At 72.1% G+C, this 15142-nt stretch carries 14 protein-coding genes; 11 read left to right on the forward strand and 3 right to left on the reverse strand.

Annotated elements, in window-relative coordinates; genetic code table 11:
- The first annotated feature begins 73 nt into the window (after positions 1-73).
- The 3 genes from V1633_RS03830 (at position 74) to V1633_RS03840 (ending at position 4380) form a co-directional block, all read left to right on the forward strand.
- Positions 74-1066, forward strand: a complete 993-nt coding sequence (locus V1633_RS03830) for a hypothetical protein (RefSeq protein WP_331212741.1) — start codon at positions 74-76, stop codon at positions 1064-1066.
- Positions 1067-1187: 121 nt separating this feature from the next.
- Entirely contained in the window at positions 1188-3773 is a 2586-nt protein-coding gene (locus tag V1633_RS03835; RefSeq protein WP_331212742.1) for a bifunctional FO biosynthesis protein CofGH, read from the forward strand.
- A 349-nt stretch (positions 3774-4122) separates the two neighbouring features.
- Complete coding sequence (locus V1633_RS03840) at positions 4123-4380, forward strand: WhiB family transcriptional regulator (protein ID WP_101367926.1); 258 nt, start codon at positions 4123-4125, stop codon at positions 4378-4380.
- A 144-nt stretch (positions 4381-4524) separates the two neighbouring features.
- On the opposite strand, the gene V1633_RS03845 is transcribed toward V1633_RS03840, so the two are convergent.
- On the reverse strand, positions 4525-4974 hold the full coding sequence (locus V1633_RS03845; protein ID WP_331212743.1) for a metallopeptidase family protein: 450 nt from the start codon (positions 4972-4974) through the stop codon (positions 4525-4527).
- 202 nt (positions 4975-5176) lie between these two features.
- Here V1633_RS03845 and V1633_RS03850 point away from each other — a divergent pair, with 202 nt between their 5' ends.
- From V1633_RS03850 to V1633_RS03870, 5 genes are all read left to right on the forward strand, one after another.
- A complete protein-coding gene (locus V1633_RS03850; protein ID WP_331212744.1) occupies positions 5177-5545 on the forward strand; it encodes a DUF3499 domain-containing protein in 369 nt (122 codons plus the stop codon).
- 247 nt (positions 5546-5792) lie between these two features.
- The gene (locus V1633_RS03855; RefSeq protein ID WP_331212745.1) at positions 5793-6989 is read left to right on the forward strand and encodes a polyamine ABC transporter substrate-binding protein; all 1197 of its coding nucleotides are present in this window, start codon (positions 5793-5795) and stop codon (positions 6987-6989) included.
- A 2-nt stretch (positions 6990-6991) separates the two neighbouring features.
- A complete protein-coding gene (locus V1633_RS03860; protein WP_407951958.1) occupies positions 6992-8281 on the forward strand; it encodes an ABC transporter ATP-binding protein in 1290 nt (429 codons plus the stop codon).
- Between the two features lie 5 nt (positions 8282-8286).
- Entirely contained in the window at positions 8287-9153 is an 867-nt protein-coding gene (locus tag V1633_RS03865) for an ABC transporter permease (protein WP_331212746.1), read from the forward strand.
- Positions 9150-9998 (forward strand): ABC transporter permease, encoded by an 849-nt coding sequence (locus tag V1633_RS03870; RefSeq protein ID WP_331212747.1) that lies wholly within the window; start codon positions 9150-9152, stop codon positions 9996-9998. Before V1633_RS03865 ends, V1633_RS03870 begins: the two co-directional genes overlap by 4 nt.
- A 106-nt stretch (positions 9999-10104) precedes the next feature.
- Here the strand turns inward: V1633_RS03870 and V1633_RS03875 are convergent, their stop codons facing one another.
- On the reverse strand, positions 10105-10464 hold the full coding sequence (locus V1633_RS03875) for an immunity 51 family protein (protein ID WP_331212748.1): 360 nt from the start codon (positions 10462-10464) through the stop codon (positions 10105-10107).
- Between the two features lie 9 nt (positions 10465-10473).
- Positions 10474-11313 (reverse strand): TIGR02452 family protein, encoded by an 840-nt coding sequence (locus V1633_RS03880; protein WP_331212749.1) that lies wholly within the window; start codon positions 11311-11313, stop codon positions 10474-10476.
- Positions 11314-11444: 131 nt separating this feature from the next.
- On the opposite strand from V1633_RS03880, the gene V1633_RS03885 reads away from it, so the two are divergent.
- The 3 genes from V1633_RS03885 to V1633_RS03895 all read left to right on the forward strand — a co-directional run bounded on the left by V1633_RS03885 (position 11445) and on the right by V1633_RS03895 (position 15075).
- Positions 11445-12116: a phosphotransferase gene (locus V1633_RS03885; RefSeq protein WP_331212750.1), complete on the forward strand. Its 672-nt coding sequence runs from the start codon at positions 11445-11447 to the stop codon at positions 12114-12116.
- A gap of 127 nt (positions 12117-12243) precedes the next feature.
- The gene (locus V1633_RS03890; RefSeq protein ID WP_331212751.1) at positions 12244-12639 is read left to right on the forward strand and encodes a hypothetical protein; all 396 of its coding nucleotides are present in this window, start codon (positions 12244-12246) and stop codon (positions 12637-12639) included.
- 327 nt (positions 12640-12966) lie between these two features.
- Positions 12967-15075: a DUF4132 domain-containing protein gene (locus tag V1633_RS03895; RefSeq protein WP_331212752.1), complete on the forward strand. Its 2109-nt coding sequence runs from the start codon at positions 12967-12969 to the stop codon at positions 15073-15075.
- Positions 15076-15142 lie beyond the last annotated feature (67 nt).

Raw genomic sequence — 15142 nt, forward strand, 5'->3', positions numbered from 1 at the left:
CGTGGCAGGCGGCGGGCGGGTTGGCCGACTAGGCTCAGGCGTCGCTACCGTCCGTACTGTCTGAGGGGGAGCCGTGACCAGCCAGCCCGGGCCCGCGCCGACCGAGGCGCCACCGGCCAGTCAGATCACCAAGCCGTTACGCGAACTGATCGCGCTGGTGCTACTCGGCGCGAACGCTCTCTTCCTGTTCACCGGGCTTCTCGACCTGTTCTTCGGGTGGGAGGGTTCCACCTTCGACGACCGGGCGGCGACCACCTACCCCTCGTTCGTCGGCGCCTCGGCCATCGGTTTCCCGGTGCTCGCCGTGCTGCTCGCCACGCACGTGAAGCCGGTGGTCGGCCGGGCCCGCCTGGTCGTGCAGATCGCCCTCGTCGAGTACGCCGTCTCCGCGCTGTTCGGCGGGATAGCCCTGCTGGTCGGGGTCTTCGACGCGATGCTCGAGGCCCGGTTCTTCGCCGCCTTCAGCGTCGGGCTGGACCAGTTCGGCTGGTACGCGGTCCTCGTGGTCACCGCGTTCCTGGTCTTCCGGGTCTGGCAGGTGCTCTACCACGTACCGAAGCCCAAGCCCCAGCCGGGTGTCTACGGCCAGCCGCAGCCGTACGGCCAGCCCGGGACGTACGGCCAGCCGGGCACGTACGGCCAGCCGCAGTCGTACGGGCAGCCGGGCAACCCGGCGTACCCCGGCTACCCGCCGGTGCCCGGGCAGCAGCAGGGGTATCCGCCCGCCGGTTATCCGCAGGCACCGGTCGAGCCGACGGTCTACGGCCAGCCGACCGGCTACGGGCAGTCAGGGTTCGGCACCGCCCCGTCCTCGGCGCCGCCGAGCCCGTCCTCCGCGCCGCCGGCGTCCGGACCGGCTCCGGGCGCGGGACCGTCGGTGGGCTCGGGACCGGTGGTCGGAGCCGGGCCGGCCGTGCCGGAGGAGGAAGAGGAGGGCCGGACCCAGGTGGTTCCGCAGCGCGGCACCGCGCCGGACGACCGGACCCAACGGATCAACCCGGCGAGCCAGCAGCCGTCGGCGGGTTCGCCGCCGCCGGACCGGGAGGACGGTCCGACCTCGCGCTGACCCCGGTCGGGGGCTGACGCGGTGTACGGCCGGTCATGCTGTGATCGTTCCCACGCGGATGCGGGTCACCGGTGGGTCGGTCGGGGGCGGCGTGGCCGGCCGTACGGCCTAGGCTGCACGAGTGGCAGATCGGAGTGACCCGGCGCCGACCACCGCGAGTCTGCGGCGGGCGTTGCGTCGGGCGGCGGACGGACGGGCCCTTGACCAGGACGAGGCGATCGCGCTGCTCGCCGCGCGCGGCGAGTTCCTCGACGAACTGCTGGCGGTCGCCGGCCGGTTGCGGGACGCCGGGCTGAGCGACGCCGGGCGGCCCGGTGTGGTCACCTTCTCCAAGAAGGTCTTCATCCCGCTGACCCGGCTGTGCCAGGACCGCTGCCACTACTGCACGTTCGCCACCGTGCCGCACCGGTTGCCCGCCGCCTACCTGGAGCGGGACGAGGTGTTGGCGATCGCCGCGGCCGGGGCGGCCCAGGGCTGCAAGGAGGCGCTGTTCACCCTGGGGGACCGGCCGGAGGCGCGCTGGCCGCAGGCGCGGCAGTGGCTGACCGAGCGGGGCTTCGACTCGACCCTCGACTATCTGCGGGCCTGCGCGATCGCCGTGCTGGAGGAGACCGGGCTGCTGCCGCACCTCAACCCCGGGGTGCTCTCCTGGGCCGAGCTGCAACGGCTCAAGCCGGTGGCGCCGAGCATGGGGATGATGCTGGAGACCACCGCGACCCGGCTCTGGTCGGAGCCGGGCGGTCCGCACTACGGTTCGCCGGACAAGGAGCCGGCGGTGCGACTGCGGGTCCTCTCCGACGCGGGGCGGGTCGGCGTACCGTTCACCACCGGCATCCTGATCGGCATCGGCGAGACGCCCGCCGAACGTGTCGACTCGCTCTTCGCGATCCGGCGCAGCGCCCGGGAGTACGGCCACATCCAGGAAGTCATCGTGCAGAACTTCCGGGCCAAGCCGGACACTGCGATGCGTGGCATGCCCGACGCCGAGCTGCACGACCTGGCCGCCACGGTGGCGGTGGCCCGGATCCTGCTCGGGCCGGGGGCCCGGATCCAGGCGCCGCCGAACCTGATCGAGGGCGAGTACGACCTGCTGCTCCGGGCCGGTATCGACGACTGGGGTGGTGTGTCGCCGGTGACCCCGGACCACGTCAACCCGGAGCGTCCCTGGCCGCAGCTGGACGAGCTGGCGGCCCGGACCGCCGCCGCCGGCTTCACCCTGCGTGAGCGGCTGACCATCTACCCGGAGTACGTCCGCCGGGGCGACCCCTGGCTCGATCCCCGGCTGGCGGCGCACGTGGCGGCGCTGGCCGAGCCGGCGACCGGGCTGGCGGTCGAGGCGGCCCGGCCGAGCGGTCTGCCCTGGCAGGAGCCGGACGACGCGTTCGTCCCGGGTGGCCGGACCGACCTGCACAGCACGATCGACACCACCGGCCGGACCGGTGACCGGCGTGGCGACTTCGACCACGTGTACGGCGACTGGGCCGAGGTCGGCGCCCGGGTGTCAGCCGCCCACGACTCCGACCAGCGACCGGGGTCGACTCCTGGGTCGCGACCGGAGGCCGCCGTCGGGCAGCCGTCGGGCAGCACCACCGGTCGGTTCGACGAGGATCTGCGCGCCGGGCTGCGGCTCGCCGCCGACGACCCGGCCGCGCTGCTGGAGCCGAGGCACGAGGCGGCGGCCCTGGCGCTGTTCGGCGCCGACGGGGCGGCCCTGGACCAGGTGTGTCGGATCGCCGACGAGGTACGCCGGGCGGTGGTCGGTGACGATGTCACGTACGTCGTCAACCGCAACATCAACTTCTCCAACGTCTGCTACGTCGGCTGCCGGTTCTGCGCCTTCGCGCAGCGGGAGCGGGACGCCGACGCGTACCGGCTGTCGGTGGAGCAGGTCGCGGACCGGGCCGAGGAGGCGTGGCAGGCGGGCGCGACCGAGGTCTGCATGCAGGGCGGCATCGACCCGAAGCTGCCGGTCACCGCGTACGCCGACCTGGTGCGGGCGGTCAAGGCCCGGGTGCCCGGGATGCACGTGCACGCCTTCTCGCCGATGGAGATCGTCACCGCCGCCGCGAAGGCCGGGGTCTCCATCCGGGACTGGCTCGGCGAGCTGCGTGACGCCGGTCTGGACACCATCCCCGGTACCGCCGCCGAGATCCTCGACGACGACGTGCGCTGGGTGCTCACCAAGGGCAAGCTGCCGGCCGCGACCTGGGTCGAGGTGGTCAGCACCGCGCACGAACTGGGCATCCGGTCCAGTTCCACGATGATGTACGGGCACGTCGACCATCCGCGACAGTGGCTGGCCCACTTCCGGGTGCTGGCCGGGATCCAGGACCGTACCGGTGGCTTCACCGAATTCGTCGCGCTGCCGTTCGTGCACACCAACGCACCGATCTATCTCGCCGGCATCGCCCGCCCCGGTCCCACCTGGCGGGAGAACCGGGTCGTGCACGCGATGGCCCGACTGCTGCTGCACGGCCGGATCGACAACATCCAGTGCTCGTGGGTCAAGCTCGGCGACGCCGGAACGGCGGAGCTGCTCCGAGGTGGCTGTAACGACCTCGGCGGGACGTTGATGGAGGAGACGATCTCCCGGATGGCGGGTTCGGACCACGGTTCGGCCCGGACGGTCGCGCAGCTGGAGCGGATCGCGGCCGCGGCGGGGCGCCCCGCCCGGCGACGTACCACGGTGTACGGACACGCGGGCTGAACCCCCCGTTCCGGGACTTGCGGAGACGGTCACCGAGCGTTCGGCCAGGCGACACGCCGGAGTCGCCACGCCGATTTCCGACCCAACTCGCCGAGGGTGCGTTACCCGTACCGGGTCTGAATCGATAGGCCCGGTTGCGAGGCCGTGATGACTCGACAGTCGTCCGGACACGCGGTAAGGGTGACTCCACTTAGCAGGTTCGGCTTGACGACGCACGTATAACACGCGTGTAATTTCAGTGGGGTCGTTCGTACGGAGCGCACCAAATCGCTACCGGGCGGACAAACACGCCTTCCGCGTGGGGGGTTGCACCGGCTGCCACGCCGGTGCGCGATAAGGAGGCAACTGGATGGACGGCCGACTCGAGGTGGCCGACCTACTCGGGAATGCTCCGGAGTGGCAAGAGCGCGCACTGTGCTCCCAGACCGATCCGGAGGCGTTCTTTCCCGAGAAGGGCGGATCCACCCGCGAGGCGAAGCGAATCTGCTCCCGCTGTGAGGTCAAGGCCGAGTGCCTGGAGTACGCGCTCGGACACGACGAACGGTTCGGCATCTGGGGCGGGTTGTCCGAACGCGAACGGCGCAAGTTGAAGCGTCGCGTCGCCTGATCGGCGGTGATCCGGGCGGTTGGGGGCCGCCCGGATCCGGCCAGTCTCGTCAGGGTCTCCGTCGGGGGGCGGGAACCCGGCCGGGCGACCCGGGCGACGAAGGTGAGCGCCGTGCCCGCCCGGGCGCCGAGGGTGAGCGGCGGGTCAGGCCAGTTCGTCGGGGTCGACGCCGAGCAGGTTCGCGACCTGCTCGATGATCACGTCGTGCACCAGGTCGGCGAGGTCCTCCCGGTCGATCGCCCGGAACTCCAGCGGACGCCGGTAGAGCACGATCCTCGGTGGGACCTCCTGGCGCCCGGGCCGCCCGGGCAGAAGCCGGGCCAGTGGCACCTCGCCGTCCTCCAGGACGTCCGAGTCGTACACGTTCAGGTCCGGCGGTACGTCCTCGACGGCGAACTCGACGCCGGCCAGTTCCTTGGCGAACCGCCGCTCAAGGGTCTCGACGGTGTCCAACACAAGATCGTCGAAGATCTCCGACTTGGTCCGGGCGAGCGGCACGGTGGCCGGGACCAGCCGACCGCGCAGCCCGCGGCCGTGCCGGTCCCGGCGCGACGGGCGCCCGTTGCCCGGGCGGCGGTTCTCCGGACTGGTCATCTCAGCCTCGCTTCACTCGTCGTGGTGGCCCACGTCGACAGGGTAGACCTGGTCCGGCCGGTAACGGATCGTGGATTCGGCCGTGTCTCCGGTCGCCTGGGGCGGAGGGTCCCGATCCGTCTCCCGAACTGTGATCACGGTTACCGGCGTGTCGCAGGCCCAAGCGCTGCCCCGGAGCCGGTAATGGAGATACCGTGCCGCCGTGAGGTCACCACGGCGTTGCTCCCGCAACGGCTGCCCCCGGCAGGCGGTCGCCACGCTGACCTATGTCTATAACGAGTCGACGGCCGTGGTGGGTCCGCTGGCGGCGTTCGCCGAGCCGCACACGTACGACCTCTGTGAGCCGCACGCCCGCAGCCTGACCGCTCCGCGCGGCTGGGAGGTGGTCCGGCACGAGGGGGAGTTCGAGCCGCCGCCGCCGACCACCGACGACCTGGTGGCGCTCGCCGAGGCGGTCCGCGAGGCGGCCCGTCCCGCGCCCCGGCCACCAGACGAGGCGGACGTCGATCCGCACACCGGTCAGCAGACCGGACGCCGTGGCCACCTTCGGGTCATTCCGCCCAGCTACTGAAAGGAAGGGCCCCCTCTTATCGCTTTTTGCATAGGAAGGGACCCCTCCTAACACCCCAGCCCGGCAACGCCCTCGCATCGTCCGTTCGGTGCGGGGCGTCGTGCTGTCGGCTGACCGGCGGCCGTCCTGGGATACCCGCTCGGCCTCCCGGAGGGTCGCATGCCAGGATCGGCATCTGATCGGATCTCCGCGACGCGGGCCGACCCACGTACCCAGCCCGTCGGCACGACCCGCGAGGAGTTGCCCCATGCCTGCCGCCCGTACCCCTGCCCTGGCCCCGCTGCCCCGGCGCACGCTGCTGCGCGGCGCGGTCGGGACGGCGGCGCTGTTCGCCACCGGAGGCCTGCTCGGCGCCTGCGGGACAAAGGGCGCCCGACAGACCGCGGCGAGCTGCGTCAGCGAGGACCTCTCCGGCACCGAGAAGCGGCTGCTCTTCTCGAACTGGCCGCAGTACCTGGACGTGGACGAGGAGAACGAGGCGAAGCGGCCCACCCTGGAGGCCTTCCAGAGCCGGACCGGCATCCAGGTGACCTACACCGAGGACATCAACGACAACAACGAGTTCTTCGGCAAGGTACGGCCGCAGCTCGCCGCCTGTGAGCCGATCGGCCGGGACATCATCGTGCTCAGCGACTGGATGGCGGCCCGGGTCATCGGGCTCGGCTGGGCGCAGCGGCTGGATCCGGCCCGGATGGCCAACGTCGGCCGCAACCTGCTGCCCTCGCTGCGTAACCGGACGTACGACCAGGAGAACGTGCTCGCCATCCCGTGGCAGTGCGGCCTGGCCGGGCTGGCGTACAACGGCAGGGTGACCGGGGAGATCCGGACCGTCGACGAGCTGCTCACCCGGCCCGACCTCAAGGGTCGGGTGACGCTGCTGAGCGAGATGCGCGACACGATCGGGCTGATCCTGCAGGCCGACGGGCACGACCCGACCAACTTCACCGACGCGCAGTTCGACGCGGCGCTGGAGAAACTGAAGCGGGCGGTGGCGAGTGGCCAGATCCGGCGGTTCACCGGCAACGACTACGCCCCCGAACTCGCCAAGGGCGACATCGCCGCGTGTATGGCCTGGTCCGGCGACGTCATCCAGCTCTCCGCCGAGGACGAGCGGATCCGGTTCGTGGCACCGGACTCCGGGGCGATGCTCTACTCCGACGACATGCTGGTGCCGAACCGGGCGAGTCACCGGGCGCACGCCGAGGCGCTGATGGACTACTACTACGAGCCGGCGGTCGCCGCCCAGGTCGCGGCGTACGTCAACTACATCTGCCCGGTGCAGGGCGCGCAGGCGGAGATGGAGCGGATCGACCCGGACCTGGCGACCAACCCGCTGATCTTCCCGGACGCGGCACTGCAGGCCCGCTCGAAGAAGTTCATGACGCTGAGCGAGGAGCGGGAGCGGGCGTACGAGTCGAAGTTCCAGCAGGTCATCGGGGGATAGCGGTGGAGAATGAGCAGCCCGGGGCGCAGTTGCGGCTGGTCGAGCTGACCAAGTGGTTCGGCACCACGCGCAGGCGCCTGCGCGGCCGGTCCGACGACCGTGGCCGGTCCGACAACCGTGACCGATCCGACAACCGTGACCGATCCGACGACGGTGGCCGGTCCGACGACCGCGACGGTGCCGCGCTCGCGGTGGACCGGCTCGACCTGACCGTGCCGGCCGGGTCGTTCTTCGCCCTGCTCGGCCCCTCCGGCTGCGGCAAGACCACCACCCTGCGGATGGTCGCCGGGCTGGAGGAACCGACCAGCGGTCAGGTGCTGCTCGGTACGGAGGAGATCACCCGGCTGCGGCCGTACCGGCGACCGGTGAACACCGTCTTCCAGAACTACGCGCTCTTTCCCCACCTGGACGTCTTCGAGAACGTCGCGTTCGGGTTGCGGCGCCGGGGCGTACCGGACGTGGCCGGGCAGGTCCGCAGGATGCTGTCACTGGTCCAGCTCGACGGGTACGACCGCCGCCGGCCGGCCCAGCTCTCCGGCGGCCAGCAACAGCGGGTGGCACTGGCCCGGGCCCTGGTCAACCGGCCCCGGGTACTGCTGCTCGACGAGCCGCTCGGTGCGCTCGACCTCACCCTGCGCCGCCGGATGCAACTCGAACTGAAACGGATCCAGACCGAGGTCGGGATCACCTTCGTGCACGTCACGCACGACCAGGAGGAGGCCATGACGCTGGCCGACAGCGTCGCGGTGATGAACGCCGGCCGGATCGAGCAGCTCGGCACCCCGGCGGAGTTGTACGAGTTCCCGGCGACCGCGTTTGTCGCCACCTTCCTCGGCCGCTCCAACCTGCTCGCCGGCCGGGTGACCGGACGCGACGGCGACGACGTGCTGGTCGAGGCGTACGGCGAGCGGCTCTCGGTGCCCGTGGTCCGGTCCCGGAGCACGTCCGGCGCGGTGCTGCTCGGGGTACGGCCGGAGAAGCTGCGGCTGGTCACGTCAATGGACGAGGTACCGGCCGGCCACCAGTCCGTCGCCGGGATCGTCACCGACGCCGCCTACCTCGGCACCAGCACCCAGTACCTGGTCCGGACCGGCTGGGGGACCGAACTGACGGTCTTCGCCGCCGCCGACGGGGAGGCGCGTCCGGTGCCGGTCGGCTCCGAGGTGGTCGCGTACTGGCATCCCCGGTACGCGTTCCTGCTCGACGCCGGGACCGACCCGTCGGGCGGGGAGACCGAGCCGTCCGTCGGTTCGGCCGGTGCCGTACCGGTGAACGGTGTCGGGCCACGGTGAGCGGGATGACCGCGTCCCGGTCCGGGCGGCGGCGCCGGCTGCTGCCGTACCTGCTGGCCGCCCCCGGGGCGCTCTGGCTGGTGGTCTTCTTCCTGCTGCCGGCGATCCAGCTCGGCGCGACCAGCCTCTACGATCCGGCCGGCTCGCTGACCAGTGGCTACGCCATGACCTGGTCGTTCGGCAACTACCCGGACGCGATCGGCGCGTACTGGGTCCACTTCGGACGATCCTTCGGGTACGCCGGACTCGCCACCGCGCTGGCGCTGCTGCTCGGCTATCCGCTGGCGTACGCGATCGCGTTGCGTGCCGGGCGCTGGCAGAACCTGCTGCTCGTCTGCGTGGTCGCGCCGATGTTCACCAGTTTCCTGGTCCGGACCCTGGCCTGGAAGACCGTGCTCTCCGACACCGGCACGCTGGTCGGGCTGCTCCGCGACCTGCACCTGCTGGCCCCGGACGGCCGGCTGCTCGCCTCCCCGGTCGCGGTGGTCACCAGCCTCACCTACGGCTACCTGCCGTTCATGGTGCTGCCGATCTACGCCAGCCTGCAGCGGCTGGACCGCCGGCTGCTGGAGGCGGCCCGGGACCTGAACGCCCGGCCGGCCCAGGTGTTCCGGACCGTCACCCTGCCGCTGTCGCTGCCGGGGGTGGTCGCCGGCACACTGCTGACCTTCATCCCGGCCGCCGGTGACTACATCAGCGCCGAACTGCTCGGTACGCCCAACGAGTACATGATCGGCAACGTGATCGACGCGGCGTTCCTGGTACGGCTCGACTATCCGCAGGGTGCCGCGCTCTCCGTCGTACTGCTGCTGGTGATCCTGGCGCTGGCGGTCGGATATCTGCGCCGGGGCGGCGCCGAGGAGGTGGGGTGAGCGTGGGCCACCGGTTCTGGCGCTGGGTCGCCGACCACTGGGTGCTGGCGGTCGCCGCGCTGGTCCTCGGCTACCTGCTGCTGCCGGTCGCGGTGGTGGCCGGGCTGTCGGTCAACCGGCCGTCGAGCCGGCTGTCGTACGACTTCGCCGAGTTCACCCTCGACAACTGGCGGGACCCGTGCGCCGCGCCCGGGATGTGCGGGGCGGTGCTGCGCAGCGTACAGATCGGGTTCCTGGCCACGCTGGTCTCCACCGTGCTCGGCACGCTGCTGGCGTTCGCCCTGGTCCGGCACCGGTTCCGGGGCCGGGCGGCGGCGAACCTGCTGGTCCTGGCGCCGATGGCCACTCCGGAGGTGGTACTCGGCACCTCGCTGCTCGCCCTGTTGGTCGCGGCCGGGATACCGCAGGGGTTCTGGACCGTGGTGATCGCGCACGTGATGTTCTGCGTGTCGTTCGTGGTGGTCACCGTCCGGGCCCGGTTGTCCGGAATGGACAGTCGGCTCGAGGAGGCGGCGCTGGACCTCTACGCCAGCGAGTGGCAGGCGTTCCGCCGGGTGACGCTGCCGTTGGTGCTGCCCGGCATCGTCGCCGCCGCGCTGCTCGCCTTCTCGCTCTCCTTCGACGACTTCATCGTGACCAACTTCAACTCCGGCACCACGGTCACCTTCCCGATGTACGTCTGGGGCGCCAACCAGCGCGGCATACCACCCCAGGTGAACGTGGTCGGCACCGCCATGTTCGGCCTCGCCCTGCTGCTGATGCTGGCGGTACGCGTCCGGTGGCGGATCCCGCGTCGCCGCCCGGCGCGCACGGCACCGGTCCGTGACCGGGTCGGCGGTCGGTGACCGGGTCAGCGGCGGACGACGGATCGCTGACCGGGTCGGCGGCCGGTGACGGGTCAGCGGCGGACGGCGGAACGTCCGGCTGGTCGGGCCGGGCTGTCGCCGCCGGTCAGTCGAACCACTCGGGGTCACCGGAGCGGATCAGGGCGGCGAGTCGGGCCCGGTCCCGGAACGCCGCCTGGAGCAGACCGGCCAACCGGCGCAGCGCCTCCGGATCGGTGCCGTGGGCGACGAAGGTGCCGCCCTCCGGGTCGAAGTCCAACCGGTCGGCCAGTTCGGCGGCGTCCGCCTGGATCACCGAACGGGCCACCCCCGTCCAGCCGTAGCCGTTGCCGTACTGGCCGCACTCCTCGAAGACGTCCATCACGTCGAGCATGTGGGTGTCGCTGAGCATCAGGCAGTAGTGGCCCGGCTCGTGGTCGTACTCGAAGAAGACCAGCGGGGCGAAGGTCCGGTCGGTGTCGGTCACGCCGGGATCCTAGAACGGGCCGCCGACAGGATCCGGTCGGTGACCGAGGGCCCGGGCGAACGCGGCGTACGTCGGCGTACCGCGCTGCCGGTCGAATACCGCGAAGACCACCTGGTCGAAGCGTGGACCGTCCCGCAGCGCCCCGCCGAACGCCTCCGCCACCACGGTCGGCTCGTTGCCGAAGACCCCACAGCCCCAGGCGCCGAGGACCAGCCGACGGTGCCCGTACGCGGCGGCCACCGCGAGCACCCGGTCGATCCGGCGGCGCAGCAGGGCCGGTACGTCCGCCACCCGGTCCGGCTGACTGCGCAGCATGGCGGACCGGTTCGGCGCCGCCGACGTCAGGAACGAGACCGGGTACGGCGCGGCCAGCGGCTCTCCGTCGTCGTCCCGGAACACCGGTACCGCCGGCGAGTAGATGACCCGGTCGCTGTAACCGAGGTCGGGGTCGGCCCGGTGTGCGGCGTAGAAGTCCCAGGCTGCCTGGAGACAGGCGTACAGCCCGGAGCCCCGGGCCACACTCTCCTCCTGGGCCTGGGCGCCGTTGCGGAACCCGCCGCCGGGATTGCGGGCGGAGGCGAACACCAGGCAGGCCAGGTCGCCGCCGAGCCGGCGGGTCGCGGCGAGGGTGGTCTCGTTGGTCACCTCGACCGTGGGCGCGGTCGGCCGGTGCGGCGTCGGGGTCGGCGGCGCGGGCAGGGGGTCGTCGGGCAGGTGGAGCCGGGTGCCGGCGACCGCCTTCGCCACCTGGTCGGCGATCACCACCTCGGTGCCGCCCGCCGTCCGGTAGGCGCCCCGTTCCAGGGCCTCCACCGTTTCCCGGGCGATCGCCCGCAACCGACTACTCACGTCGCCATCATGATCGCCCGACGGCCGTCGTTCCACCCGTTTCCCGCCGGCCGGTCCGGTACCCCGGCCCGTTTTCCGCCGGCCGGTCCGGTGCCCGGGCCAACCGGACGCGGTCCGATACCGTGGCCGGCATGGCTGAGGGGGTGTTGCTCGGTACCGGCCGGGAGGCGGACGTCTTCGCGCTGGACGACGGGCGGGTGCTGCGCCGCTACCGTCACGGTGGCGACGTCACCCGGGAAGCCTCGATCATGCGGTACGTCGGCGAGTGCGGCCTGCCGGTGCCCCGGGTGGACCGGGCCGAGGGCGCCGAGCTGGTGATGGAACGGATCGAAGGCCCGACCATGCTGGGCGCGTTCCTCGCCGGGCAACTCGACGTACCGGCCGGGGCGGCGATCCTGGCCGACCTGCACGGCCGGCTGCGTGGGTTGCCACCCCGACCGGGCGCCCGACCCGAGTCGCGGGTGGTGCATCTCGACCTGCACCCGGACAACGTCATGCTCGGCCCGGCCGGGCCGGTGCTGATCGACTGGCGCAACGCCCGGGACGACGAGCCCGACCTCGACGTCGCGGTGTCCGCGCTGATCATGGCCGAGGTGGCGGTGAACAACCTGTTCGGTCTCGGTGAACTGGGCGCCCGTTTCCTCGCCGCGTTCCTGGCCCGGGTGCCGGGAGATCCGGTACGCCTGCTCGACACCGCCGTCGCGATGCGGCGGGTCAACCCGACCCTCAGCACCGACGAGGTCGGCCGCCTCGACGAGGCGGCGTCGCTGGTCCGCCACCACTGGCGGTCGACAACACCGTGACCCTCGGGCGGTCCACCGGGCGTGCCCTCGACCGGTTCGGCGCCGACCTGACCGTCGGTCCGTGGCTGCACCGTCGTCGGCGGTCAGTTCACGGGGTTGTCGGTAGCGGTGGCTAAACTCCGCCGTCATGGCAAAGGTGAGCTTCGTCGATGAGACCACGGCCGGTGCCCGGGAGCCCGCGTGGGCGCTGGAGATATTCGAGGAGCGGCTGACTCTGCGGGAGCTGGTCCGGCGTCGGATCTTCCAGGAGGTCGCGGAGTACAACGCGAGCCGGTCCGGGCCCTTCCGAGGGCTGGTGCAGCCCACCCGCACCGAGCGGGCGCTCAATGGCGACCGGGAGTCGGCACCGCCGCGCCGGGTCGACCCGGATCGGCAGGTCGCCCTCGCCGAGGAGGCGTTCGCCCGCAACGGTTTTGTCGTGCTGGTCGGCGACCGGCAGGTCGACGACCTCGACCAGGTCGTCGACCTGGGTCGGGACACCGAGGTCACCTTCCTGAAGCTCGTACCGCTGGTGGGTGGCTGATGACCAGGGGCACCACGACCGGTGACCGGCGTGGTCAGGTCGCCGAGCTGGTCGCCACCGGCCAGCTCGGCGAACTGGCCCGACACCTGCGGGTCAACCTGAGCTCCTCGACCAGCGGTGAGGCAGCCCGCGAGGCGCTGCGCGGGCTGTCCCGGGAGCAGACGGCGGAGCTGATCCGCCTGCTCAGCGCCGCGGCGCCGACCCGCTCCCGGATGGCCTGGCGGGAGCAGGAGCTGATCCGGGAACTGGCCCGGCGGCTGCAACGAGGACCTCGCCGAGCCGACCGCCGCCGAGCTGCTCACCTTCGCCGTCCGGCACCCGCACGCGATGCCGCCCGCGGCGCTGGCCACCCTGGTCCGCCGCGCCCATCCCGAGGGCGACCCGCCCGCCGAGGTCCGTGCCCTGGTGACCAACCGTTCCGGGGAGAGTCCGCACCTGCGTCAGCTGCTTGCCGAGCTCGCCGGGCCGTCGTTGCGACCGGGCGATCCCTGGGCCGACCGGATCCTGGCGGACCTGCCCGGCCTGGATGCGGCCTGGGCGAAGCTGGTGGCCCACGCCAGCACCGCGACCAGCCCCCGTCCGTCCGCCGAGTGGCGGCGCGGCGCCGAGGCGGCGCTGTCCGCACTGGACGCCGCGCGGGTGCGGGCCGTGCTCGGCGACTGGCTGACGGCCGCGTCGGCGCGACCGCTGACCCGGCCGCCGGATCCGCTCAACGCCGACACCCTGCGCGGGCTGCTCTGGACGCTCGAACTGGTCGGCCCCGAGCCGGAGCAGGTGCGGTCGCTGGCCGCACTGGTCGAGGCGATGCTGCGCCGACTGCCCGGCATCGGGCCGACCAGCCCGAAACTGGCCAACGCGGCGGTCGGCGTACTGGGCCGGCTGGACGGGGAGGACGCCCTCGGGCAACTCGCCCGGCTCGTCAACCGGGTCAGCTACCGGGGCACGCTCAACGAGATCGACAAGGCGCTCACCGTACGGGCCGAGGCGCTGGGGCTGACCCGGGACGAGGTCGAGGAACTCGCCGTACCCGACTACGGGCTCACCGACGTCGGCCGGCACTCGGTGCACTTCGGTGCCGGTCGGGCCGAGCTGGAGATCCGGGCGGGTGCCGTCACGGTCAGCTGGTTCACCGACTCGGGTCGTCAGGTCAAGAGCCCACCGGCGGCGGTACGCCGGGACCAGCCCGGTGAGCTGGCCGAACTCAAGACCATGGTCAAGGAGATCTCGGCCATGCTCAGCGCCCAGGCCGCCCGGCTGGACGGTCTGTTCCTGGCCCGGCGGGAGTGGTCGGCGCCGGTCTGGCGGCAGCGTTACCTCGACCATCCCCTGGTGGGTACGTTGGCCCGCCGGCTGATCTGGGTGGTCGACGGGGTGCCCTGCGGGTACGCCGACGGCGCGCTGCGTACCGTGACCGACGCCGAGTGCGCTGTCGTCGACGGTGGCCGGGTCGAGTTGTGGCACCCGATCGGCCGGCCGGTGTCGGAGGTGCTGGCCTGGCGGGAGTGGCTGGAGCGGCACCGTGTGGTGCAGCCGTTCAAGCAGGCACACCGGGAGGTCTACCTGCTCACCCCGGCGGAGGAGCAGACCGGGACGTACTCGAACCGGTTCGCCGGCCACATCCTGCGTCAGCACCAGTTCCACGCCCTGGCCGCGGCCCGGGGCTGGCGGGACAGGCTCCGGCTCTCGGTGGACGACAGCTATCCGCCGCCGGTGCGGGAGCTGCCCCGGTGGGGGCTGCGGGCCGAGTACTGGGTGGAGGGTGTCGGTGACGACTACGGCGTCGACACCACCGAGTCCGGCGCGTACCTGCGCCTCGCCACCGACCAGGTGCGGTTCTATCCGATCGACGCCGAGTCGAACTACACCCACGCCTGGACCGGCGGCTACTCCGCGTCCGGACTCGGCGGGGACGGGCGGGAGCCGGTGCCGGCGCTGCCCTTGGACCAGGTGCCTGACCTGGTGTTCAGCGAGATCATGCGGGACGTCGACCTCTTCGTCGGGGTGTCCAGCGTGGGCAACGACCCCACCTGGTCGGACGGTGGGCCGCAGGGCCAGTTCCGGGACTACTGGGCGTCCTACAGCTTCGGTGAGCTCTCCGAGACCGCCCGGACCCGGCAGCAGATCCTGACCCGGCTGCTGCCCCGGCTTTCGGTCGGTGCCCGGGCGACGATCGACGGTCGCTTCCTGGTGGTCCGGGGCGACCTGCGGACATACAAGATCCATCTTGGTTCGGGCAACATCCTGATGAGTCCGAACGACCGCTACCTCTGCGTGGTGCCGGCCCGGGGCGCCGCCGTCGGCGGTGGTACGGAGGCGCAGTTCCTGCCCTTCGAGGGGGACAATCTGCTCGCGGTCATCCTGAGCAAGGCGATGCTGCTGTCCGGCGACAGCGCCATCACCGATCCCTCGATCACCCGTCAGTTCGACAACGTCTGACCCCGGCGCCCACCCGGAACGAACGCCGGCCCGGAACAGACGCCCGCCCGGGACAGACGCCGGCCCG

Origin of the sequence: Plantactinospora sonchi, from assembly GCF_036422035.1 — a bacterium.
Classification (GTDB): domain Bacteria; phylum Actinomycetota; class Actinomycetes; order Mycobacteriales; family Micromonosporaceae; genus Plantactinospora; species Plantactinospora sonchi.

Coding starts and splice junctions, on each gene's coding strand:
- V1633_RS03840 (WP_101367926.1), top strand. CDS start 4,123: ATGGACGGCCGACTCGAGGTGGCCGACCTACTCGGGAATGCTCCGGAG.
- V1633_RS03845 (WP_331212743.1), bottom strand. CDS start 4,974: ATGACCAGTCCGGAGAACCGCCGCCCGGGCAACGGGCGCCCGTCGCGC.
- V1633_RS03855 (WP_331212745.1), top strand. CDS start 5,793: ATGCCTGCCGCCCGTACCCCTGCCCTGGCCCCGCTGCCCCGGCGCACG.
- V1633_RS03865 (WP_331212746.1), top strand. CDS start 8,287: ATGACCGCGTCCCGGTCCGGGCGGCGGCGCCGGCTGCTGCCGTACCTG.
- V1633_RS03885 (WP_331212750.1), top strand. CDS start 11,445: ATGGCTGAGGGGGTGTTGCTCGGTACCGGCCGGGAGGCGGACGTCTTC.
- V1633_RS03890 (WP_331212751.1), top strand. CDS start 12,244: ATGGCAAAGGTGAGCTTCGTCGATGAGACCACGGCCGGTGCCCGGGAG.
- V1633_RS03895 (WP_331212752.1), top strand. CDS start 12,967: ATGCCGCCCGCGGCGCTGGCCACCCTGGTCCGCCGCGCCCATCCCGAG.